This is a genomic window from Ancylobacter sp. 3268 (assembly GCF_031456575.1).
Classification (GTDB): domain Bacteria; phylum Pseudomonadota; class Alphaproteobacteria; order Rhizobiales; family Xanthobacteraceae; genus Ancylobacter.
The window spans coordinates 1-9,097 of record NZ_JAVDUX010000017.1 but is presented as its reverse complement, the minus strand read 5'-3'; the positions used below and the strand labels follow the sequence as shown (position 1 = coordinate 9,097).

The 9,097-nt window shown below is 62.7% G+C and carries 11 protein-coding genes; 1 reads left to right on the top strand and 10 read right to left on the bottom strand.

Features of this window, described 5'->3' with window-relative positions:
- The first annotated feature begins 35 nt into the window (after window positions 1-35).
- Complete coding sequence (locus J2X65_RS21130) at window positions 36-653, top strand: recombinase family protein (protein WP_310205391.1); 618 nt, start codon at window positions 36-38, stop codon at window positions 651-653.
- 14 nt (window positions 654-667) lie between these two features.
- Here the strand turns inward: J2X65_RS21130 and J2X65_RS21125 are convergent, their stop codons facing one another.
- The 10 genes from J2X65_RS21125 to J2X65_RS21080 form a co-directional block, all read right to left on the bottom strand.
- On the bottom strand, window positions 668-1,171 hold the full coding sequence (locus tag J2X65_RS21125) for a hypothetical protein (protein ID WP_310205388.1): 504 nt from the start codon (window positions 1,169-1,171) through the stop codon (window positions 668-670).
- Between the two features lie 222 nt (window positions 1,172-1,393).
- Complete coding sequence (locus tag J2X65_RS21120) at window positions 1,394-2,521, bottom strand: AAA family ATPase (RefSeq protein WP_310205385.1); 1,128 nt, start codon at window positions 2,519-2,521, stop codon at window positions 1,394-1,396.
- Window positions 2,521-3,102, bottom strand: coding sequence for a hypothetical protein (locus J2X65_RS21115; RefSeq protein ID WP_310205382.1), 582 nt, complete (start codon window positions 3,100-3,102; stop codon window positions 2,521-2,523). The genes J2X65_RS21120 and J2X65_RS21115 overlap by 1 nt, the downstream gene beginning before the upstream one ends.
- Window positions 3,099-3,533, bottom strand: a complete 435-nt coding sequence (locus tag J2X65_RS21110; RefSeq protein WP_310205379.1) for a hypothetical protein — start codon at window positions 3,531-3,533, stop codon at window positions 3,099-3,101. The genes J2X65_RS21115 and J2X65_RS21110 overlap by 4 nt, the downstream gene beginning before the upstream one ends.
- Complete coding sequence (locus J2X65_RS21105; RefSeq protein WP_310205376.1) at window positions 3,530-3,751, bottom strand: hypothetical protein; 222 nt, start codon at window positions 3,749-3,751, stop codon at window positions 3,530-3,532. Before J2X65_RS21105 ends, J2X65_RS21110 begins: the two co-directional genes overlap by 4 nt.
- A 206-nt stretch (window positions 3,752-3,957) precedes the next feature.
- The gene (locus J2X65_RS21100) at window positions 3,958-4,236 is read right to left on the bottom strand and encodes a hypothetical protein (RefSeq protein ID WP_310205373.1); all 279 of its coding nucleotides are present in this window, start codon (window positions 4,234-4,236) and stop codon (window positions 3,958-3,960) included.
- Between the two features lies 1 nt (window position 4,237).
- Complete coding sequence (locus tag J2X65_RS21095) at window positions 4,238-4,519, bottom strand: helix-turn-helix domain-containing protein (RefSeq protein ID WP_310205370.1); 282 nt, start codon at window positions 4,517-4,519, stop codon at window positions 4,238-4,240.
- A gap of 110 nt (window positions 4,520-4,629) precedes the next feature.
- Entirely contained in the window at window positions 4,630-5,112 is a 483-nt protein-coding gene (locus J2X65_RS21090; protein ID WP_310205367.1) for a hypothetical protein, read from the bottom strand.
- 80 nt (window positions 5,113-5,192) lie between these two features.
- Window positions 5,193-6,545 (bottom strand): tyrosine-type recombinase/integrase, encoded by a 1,353-nt coding sequence (locus tag J2X65_RS21085; protein WP_310205363.1) that lies wholly within the window; start codon window positions 6,543-6,545, stop codon window positions 5,193-5,195.
- Window positions 6,546-6,647: 102 nt separating this feature from the next.
- On the bottom strand, window positions 6,648-8,411 hold the full coding sequence (locus tag J2X65_RS21080) for a recombinase family protein (RefSeq protein WP_310205360.1): 1,764 nt from the start codon (window positions 8,409-8,411) through the stop codon (window positions 6,648-6,650).
- Window positions 8,412-9,097 lie beyond the last annotated feature (686 nt).

Here is a 9,097-nt window from a genome sequence, read left to right as displayed (position 1 = left end):
TCGGTATGGCTCTGCGCTACGATGTCGGCCTCACCATGGAGGCCAAGACCATGCGCCGCGCTGCGATCTATGTCCGCGTCAGCACTGACGATCAGACCGTCGAGAACCAGGAGCGCGAACTGCGCGAGGTCGCCGCGCGCGCCGGCTGGGAGATCGTCGAGGTCTATGCCGACCACGGTATCAGCGGCGCCAAGGGCCGGGACAAGCGGCCCGCCTTCGACAAGCTGTGCAAGGACGCGGCCCGACGGCGCTTCGATATCGTCATGGCGTGGTCGGTCGACCGCCTCGGCCGTTCGCTGCAGGATCTGGTCGGGTTCTTGTCCGACCTGCACGCCCTGAGGGTCGACCTGTTCCTCCAGCAGCAGGGCATCGATACCACGACGCCGGCCGGCAAGGCGCTCTTCCAGATGTTGGGCGTTTTTGCGGAGTTCGAGCGCGCCATGATCCGCGACCGCACCAAGGCCGGCTTGGCGCGAGCTCGTGCCCAGGGCCGGGTGCTCGGCCGACCGAGGGTCGACGCGAAGACCGAGCGGGTCATCCGGGAGGCGCTCGCCACCGGCGAGGAGGGCATGCAGAAGATCGCGCGCCGGCTCGGCGTCGGCACTGGCACTGTGCAGCGCATTCGGGCGGAGATGGCCGTCGCTGCCGCCTGACGCCGCGCCCGCCGTCACCGCGGATCCCCATCAGCGTCGTCGTCCTGGCCACCGGCCGGCGGCTCGACCGCCGTGCCCTCGATCACGCGCGCCGCGCTGCCGCCGGAGCCACCGGACAAATCAATGATGTAGCCAGGCACCTGCAAGGTCAGCGATACGGCGGGGTTGTCCGGGCTGATCAGGCCGGTCTGTTTCAGCACCACAACGGCGCCGTTCAGCTGGGCTGCACGATTGTCGCCATCAAGCACTTCTGCCAGGGCGCGAACCGCCCGCGGGAGCAACGCCGAAAACATTTCGGCACTCCGCTGACGGACAAGGGCCTGTATGTGAGCCTTCTGGTACTCACGATTGAAGTGCTCGCGGCTCAATCCCGCCAGTTCCGCTGCGGCTTTTTGCGTTGGTGCCTCTCCCGAGAGAAATGCATCCACCGCGCGACGCATTGCAGCGGAAATCCTCGGCCGTTTTGCCAGAGGACGGCGCCCTTTCGGCACGGTCACGTCGTTCTGGTGCTCACCCATGACGCACCTCCTGCACAGCGCTTTCCTGGCGAACATTGGTGGCGAACAAAGCGACACCTTCTAAAGAAGGTGTTCGCCTATGTTCGCACGAACACCTCGGCGAACATTCTGCGTATTCATGGCGAACAATGGCGAACATTTTGGCCTCTTGGGCAAACATTTTGAATAGAAGGGATGTTCGCCTCCCAGTAAAACAGGCGAACATTTTGATTTGTTCGCCCGTCATTCCCGAGCGATCCACACGGCGTCATCCCAGACCCCGATCACGTTGGCCGACTGGAGAGCTTCAGCAGCACGCTTGAATGCTAGTTGGCGTGCGCGCGGTGTCTCAGTGTCGGTCGGAGTTTTGCTATAAAAGTACTTGCGCCAATTTTCGGTGCTGACGACCCGAACCTGAGGCGGAATATGGTTCGAAGCAGGGGCGGATTTGCCCATCTCGGCCACAGCGTCACGCAGCGCGTCGAGGGCGATCTTGGCGCCCTTGGGCAGGCGCGGACCGGCTGACTTCTCCGGAACAGCTGAGCCGTCGGCAGGCTCGACGACGCACGAGGTAATTGTCTCGCCTTCGTCGTCGTGACCGACCTCGACGACGCGCAGCCGGCTGGTGGTGGTGTCGCCGTCAGGTCCGTCCTTTGCGTACTCGACCAGCGTGACGATCTGATCAGCGGCATCGCGCTTCACCGCGATCTGCACGTCCGCGCTACCAAGCAGGGAGGTGTGGCCGCGCGGCCGGCTGCCATCGAGACCGGAATGATGGACGATCGGTACAAGGCAGCCGAATGCCTCCTGGATGGCGCCGGCTGCGCGGATGTAGGCGGCCATGGCTTTGTCTTCAGATTCCGATCCGACGAGGCTGCGATTCAGCGTGTCGATCGCCACCACCGCCGGAGAGGCATCCTCTCCGAAGTGGTCGCGCAGCTCGGCCCGGATGTCGGCGATCAGGGCGCGATGGTCGCCGATGAGATCAAGCGTCGCCTCGACAAGGAAGAATGGCACAGCCTCATCACGACCCTGCAGAAACTCGAATTCGAAGGCGGCCTTGCGCGCGCGAAACCCGAGATGCCCCTCCAGGCACACATACACGACGATGCCTTGCCGAACGCGGCGGCCCCGATAGGACCAGCCGAGCGCCACATGCATGAGAAGATCGAACAACCAGAAGCTTTTACCGCACTTCGCCGCGCCCCAGATGATCGCGAGGCCCGTCATCGGCAGAAGCTTCCGCACCAGGTAAGTCGGCGCACTGGAGAGAACGATTCCGCTGAACGGCGTCAGCTTGAAGCGCCGACGCTGCGCCTGGCGTTCGCCACGCTCCAATTCCGAAACTGGCACCATCTCTGTCGCACGCATCAGGCGGCGCCCCGCTGCGGTCGCGGAGCAAAGATCCGCGATTTCGCGACATGCGGATCGAGCCCACGTGCGAGCTCGAAAGCGTGGTCGACATCTTCGCCGGCGATGGCCGGAGCATCGGCGAGCCTCAAAGCTGCGCCCGGCCAATCGATGATGACCGCGCCGCGGCAATCGTTCGCCAGCCAGCGCGTCGCTGTGCGGTAAATCTGGAGCGGCTCTCCGCCATAAAACGAGGCCGGATTTTCGATCAATCCTTCGCCAAGCAGCGCGCCGCGGCCATCACGTCGCGCTGGGCGATGGGGAGCGTTGATCGGCCAGGCAGCGAGGTCGATGATCGCTTCGCGCGCGTCGCGGATCGGCATGATGAAGGCGCGCTCGCCGTCGCCGGGGTGTTTGGCCAGCTCGAAGAAATTACCCAAAAAGAAGTTGACCTCGAAAGCCTTCACCTCGCGCAAGGCAAACTCCGTTGCACCTTCGGCCCGCAGCAGCGCCAGCTCTTCTCGGAATGGGATCGGCAGGGGAAGCCATGCCGCCTCGGCGAGGGTGAAGTTCTCAGCATGGAACGGAATGACGTTGCTCATGGCATGAACCGCGTCATGCTGGTGTCGTGTCGTATGCGTGCCTGAACGAGATAGCGCTCGAGGGGGGCCCGGCGCGGGTCGATCAGTGTCGAGGTCGCGATCGCCGCCTCGCGAACGAATGCGCGGCCGACACTCTGCTCGATGGCACCGATCAGGACAGCGCCGTCGAAGAATGCCTTCGCGAGCCAGAAGGCCACGACCGATTCACTGCCGTCCGGCGTGTTGATGCGCGCGGCATCGTCGCCAGCGTCCCGGAGCAGATCGACCAGGAACGACGGGTTCCGAGGTTCGGGATAACGAGCGGCAAGCGCCACATCGGCGATGGCTGCCCAGGCGAACGACGGGCGCCCGTCGGGGGGCGCGAAGAAGCGGACCGGGGTTTCGTTCACCTCGGCAATGAGAATCGGCTCGACGAGGGCGCTGCGCTTCATTGCGGCAGCCCCCGCGTTGGCGTCGGAAGCCCGCCGTTGAGCTCATGAACGCGCGCGGCCCAGGCCGATTTTTCCTCGTCCGAAAGCTCGAGAAGTTGCATCTCGGCGGCCAGGATCACACCGGCCTCGATCGCGTCGAAGACCGTCGAATGCACCAGTCCGCCCTTCACTGCCGCGCGGACCAACCCATAAGCGACCGCGCGGGGGACGATGACCACCAGCCCTTCCGGTGTGGCGACGTAGGTCGCAGCGGCCTCGGGGTCGTTCTCAATCTTGTGAGCAGTACTTTCCGGGTAGGGCGACCGGATGAGCGCGATGACGTCGAGGAGGGCAAGGTGAGGCTAGTCTTCGCCGCTCGGCGCGTCGTAATAGTGGACAGTGGTGTCGTCGATTTCGACGACGAGGCGCGGCTCGACGATTTCTGTCATCGGCCACCCCCATCCGCCAGCAGCCCGAGGGCGGCGGCCTGGCGCTCGGCTTCCTGAAGCGCGGCGATGAGGTCGCCGAGCAGTTTGGGGCGAAGAGCGACGCCCTTCTTCGAGAAGGTCGGACGGCTGCCGCTGGCGATGTCCACGATCCGGACGTCGACGAAAGCGACGTTCTCGAACTCACAGATCCGCACGGCAACGCTCTCGCGGGCGTTCTTACGGAGGATCGCGATTTCGACAGGAAAGGCGGGAGAGGGAGCGTTCATCGTGCCCACCTCACGCCGCCGCGCCGGCGTCGGAGGTCGACCGGCGGCGCTTGCTCGCCAGGTACTGGTCGAGATCAGATTTCAGGTAGCGGACACTCTTGCCCAACTTGAGAAACGGCGGCCCATCGCCCTTCAGGCGAGCTTTCGCCAGCGTAATGCGGGCTTGCCGGCAATAGCGGGCAGCCTCATCCTCATTTAATACTGGATCAATGCCAGTGCCGGACGAGATGGTCTCCAGCCGCTTGAGGCGCTCGTAATCCTCTCGTTCGGAAGGCGAAAGCGATGTGTTCATAGTGGCACCGTGGATCAGTGTTTACTTACTGATCTGACCGTGCCTCTACGCTCCCCACTCGTCATCGCCCGAAAACTAGGGGAACGGTTTTCGGTGCACCGGGAAGTAAGTTACTCCTTCGCGGTGAGCGCGCGGACCGCCGAAACAAAGTGCTCGGGCGGCAGTTCCTTGGCGATGCTGGCTAGCGCGGCCACCCACGGCTCCCCCTTGGCCTCGTCAAAGCGATTCTCGAGACTGCGAGGCCGGCCGCCCAACGATCGATATGCGTCTTTCTTCACCAAGGCACGCGCAGCTTCCGCTTTCGTTTTGCCTTCGGCCATCAACTCCACCATATCGGCCACCAGACGAGCCTTCCGGTCGCTCGTCCATGCCGTCGGTCGATGAGCGACCGGCGAAGCTTCGACCCGCAATCCGGGCACATGCTCGCGCGCCAATTCGATTGCGAGAAGCGCGAGGCTGAGCAGCCCCTGGTCTGCTGGCACGCCGTGATGCTTCATCAGGAGCACGAGCCGCCGCTCCAACTCAGCGGCAATGCGGCGCTTCTCCGCCTCCACCTTGGCATCGCGAACCACCGGGTCGTCGAGCAGCGACATCTTTACGTCGGTAGGGGCGATGGGTGTCGATAGGTCACCGACGTAAACGCCATGCCTTGCGGCTGTGCCTGTGGATTTGGTCATCGGTGTACCTTGGTCGCAGGAAGCAGAATGACGTCGGCGCCCGGTTCGTCGCTCCCTTCCCCCATGGCCGCCGCGATCCGATTGGCTATCGCGTTGCTCGCCTTTCGAAGGGGATCGTTGTCGACATGCGCGTATCTCGCGGTTGTCGATGGCTGTGTATGACCGAGCAGCTTGCCGATGACCGGCAATCCCAAACCTGCACCAGCACCAATCGAAGCGTGCGTATGTCGGAGATCATGAAGCCTAACGCCCTCGAGTCCGGCGCGCCGGGATACGGCCGCCCAAGGCCGCTTCAAGTCAGCGCGGGGCTTCTCACCGGGCAATCCGGCGGAGCTGCTGGCAATGACATAAATTCCGATCCGCGGGAGTTCACTCAGCATAACAACGGCAGGTGCGTTAAGGATGACAGATTTTCGACCTGTCTTCGAATCCGGCAGTAGCAACAGGCCGCGCTCGAAATCGATTTCCGCCCAACGAAGATTGAGAATTTCACCGAGCCGACATCCTGTTAGAAGTAGAAGACGGATCGCCGCCACAGCATAAGCGTCAGAAACCGTCGACTGCCGACGTTTCGCGACGTGCTTCACGCCTGACTTCGCTGCATCAATGCGCCAAGGTACGCCAGTCGTTTCCGCCTCGCGCAAGGCAGCGCCCAAAGCGGCTAGCTCTGAACTACTCAAGAAGCGTTCGCTCTTCCGATCCGGGAACTTCTCAAGACCTGCCGCCGGATTGCTCGGCATCAACCGCTGCCGCACGGCCCAAGAGAACATCCCACCGATCTGGCGAAGCGTGCGCGTCGCAGTCCCCTTCCCTCCCCGGACCACCGACCTGACGCCAGGCCGAATTAGCTCCGAGCGTCGCGTTCTCCCATCTGCGACGTCGCGCATGAAACGCTCGAGGTCCGATCGGTCAATCTCCCCGATCAACTTCTTGCCGAGGAGAGGCTTGATGTGAGCGTGGACGCGGCTTTTGTCTGCCTCGACTGTACTCGCCTTCTTGAGAGCGCATCCTTCTTCAAGATAGCGATCGCAAAGCTCCGCCACCGTGAGATCAGCACGTTTACGCGCTCGATCGGCCGCGGGGTCTCCGCCTGTTACGACCAGCGCCAGCTTCTGCCGGGCAATTTTCCGGGCTTCGTCAGGGGTGCACTTGCCGACAACGGAGATGACGAGCCGCTTTTTCGACGCTCGCCGGCCTGAGCCAACCCGGTACGTGATGATGTAAGTCGCCGCACCAGACGGCCTAACTCGGATGCCGAAGCCCGGCAATTCGGTGTCCCAGACATACTGATCGACCGCTCCAGGTACGAGCGCGTCAACGATGCGTTTGCTAATCCGCGCTGAACCCAAACTGCCCGCCTCTGGGACCCACCTGGGACCCACCTGGGACCCACGCTTTATCAAACATGGGGAAGCTAGCGGAAACATGGGACACGATCCACCCCATGCAAATCAAAGGATTAGGAATGGTGGGGAATGGTGAGGAATGATACGGAAAACAGAATCGTCACCCTCCGAAGGCAAAGGTCGCACGTTCGAATCGTGCCGGGTGCGCCACTTCGGTACAAAACTGCGAACGCCGTTCGCCGCCGCTCCTACGCTTGACGCGGCTGCTAGCGTGCGCAGCAGTTCAGATTTGTTTCCCATCAGCCGAATCTCCGATTTGCTCACCACCTCGACGCGCTGAGCGAGTGCGCGCAGATGGTCGCGGTGATATTCACCGGCTTCTGTGCGCAGCTTGGCTCGCGCGACCTCGGAGAAGCGCTTCAGGCTTTCGACGGTGACCTTCGGTCCGATCCTCTCCACAGCCGCTTGCGCACGCTTGGCGTCTGCCTGGGCCTGGTCGCGAATCGCGGTCAGTTCGGCGATGCGGTCCTTCAATGAGAGAGCGGCCATGTTGATGAGGCCGTTTTCAATCGCCTCATAGAGTCGCTTCAGCTTGGCCTCGGCCTCCGTCGCACGCTTGTTGAGTTCGGTGATGTGGCCGCGCCGCCGCTCCACCCATTCTTCGCGCCGATCGAGAAGCTGTTCCAGCAGGACGGACAGGCGCTCGGGATCGAGGATGCGCCGCTCCAGATGATCAATGACGGCTCGGTCAAGCCGGTCCATACGGACGGCAAGCCCCTTGCAGCCGATCTTGCCCATGCGCGCTGTCGTCGAACAGGCGTAGTAGCGATACATGCCGCCGGAGCTGCCCTTGCCGGTCCGGAGCGTCATGGCGCCACCACAGCTGGCGCAGAAGCAGATGCCGGTCAGAAGCGTCGGGCCGCTCACCTCGCGCGGCGGCGTCCATTGGGGGCTTCGCACCTTGAGGTTCGCCTGCACGGCGCGGAATTCAGCTTCGGTGATGATCGAAGGGACCTGGGCGATCGCGTGCTCGGCTTCCGGTTTGGGGGCTCGGGTCTTGTGGTCCCGCGTGTTGAACCGATGCTCCCCGATATAGGTGGTTCGGGTCAGGATCTGATGGACGGAAGCGATCCCCCAGCGCCCGCCATCGCGGGTGCGGATGTTGCGCTCATTGAGGTAAGCGGTGATCGATTTGATCCCCATCGGGCTGCCGTTGCGCTGCGGATCACCCGTCAGGGCCAGCCGGTAGATCAGCCGGACCGTGTCGGCATGGATCGGATCGATCTCCAGCTTCTTCTTGACCTTGGAGCCGCGCTGGCCGGCAATCACGATGCGGTAGCCGATGGGAGGGCGTGAGCCGTTCCAATAGCCCTGACGGGCATTCTCCTTCATCGCCCGCAGGGTGTGCTTCGCATTTTCCTTCGACTGGTACTCGTCAAACAGCGTCATGATCTGGCGCATCATGACGCTCATGGGATCGTCGCCGAGGTCCTGGGTGATGGAGATCAGCCGCACGCCGTTCTTCGCGAGCTTGCGGACATAAAACTCGAACTGGAACTGATCGCGGAAGAAGCGCGAGAAGCTGTGAACGATGATGACGCCGAAGGGTGCGGGCCTCGTCAGGGCGGCATCGATCATCGCCTGAAAGGCGGGACGCCGATCATCGGTAGCGGTATTGCCGGGCTCAACGAACTCCGCGACCCGCTCCCAACCCTTCGCTTGGCAGTAATTTTCGATCTGCCGGCGCTGATCGGGAATGGAGAGATCGCTATCAGCCTGTCGCCCGGTTGAGACGCGGAGATAGAGAGCGGCTCGCTCCGCGATGCCGGTTGTAGCTCCTACATTCCGCTCCACTGCATGTCTGGCCACGTCCGGCGTCTCCTCTCACGGAAGAGGGCCGAACAGCTCGTCGAGCACCTCTGCGAAGTGGGCTTCGATGACCCGCAGCTCGGCTTCCGTTATCGGCAGCACTTGGGGCCAGTCATCGGTTACGCGGATTCTAGCACGGTCAGATTCGATGGGGCGCGGATTATCAGAAGGCCCCGGCGTCTCTCTCGCATAGGCGTAAAGGTCCACCGGCAATGTGCCGTGGGGCGCACGCACGCGGGAACATCGATTTCGGAGCATACGGCATTTGGACATTTCGCCAGTCTGGATGGCTGACGGGCTTCACGAAATAGCCGTTACGCACGCCGCGGCTTCCGATGGTTGCCGGGTGAATGAGACGTGTCAGCTCGGCCGGTCTAGCCGGCCATTTTCCGCTGTCGAGCATGTTCACTTGCTTTCGATCAGCTCGATTGCGGCCCGCACGCAGTTCCGACCCCTTGCGGACCCTCGGCTCCCCTCAGCGACGTCTGCTTTGCGCCGCCTAATCGGCCGTTCAGTCGGATTATGTGCCTTCCTGGAAGCAGTCGTCGTTTAGGTACTCAGTGAACAGCGCTTTGGATACGGTTTGCGCCTGCTTAGAGCGCCTAACAAAACCGTTTGTTAACCATGTCGGCTTGAGTTTGGCTTCATGGTGAAGAAGCTGCTTCCGGATGATTTGTGGGCGGAGA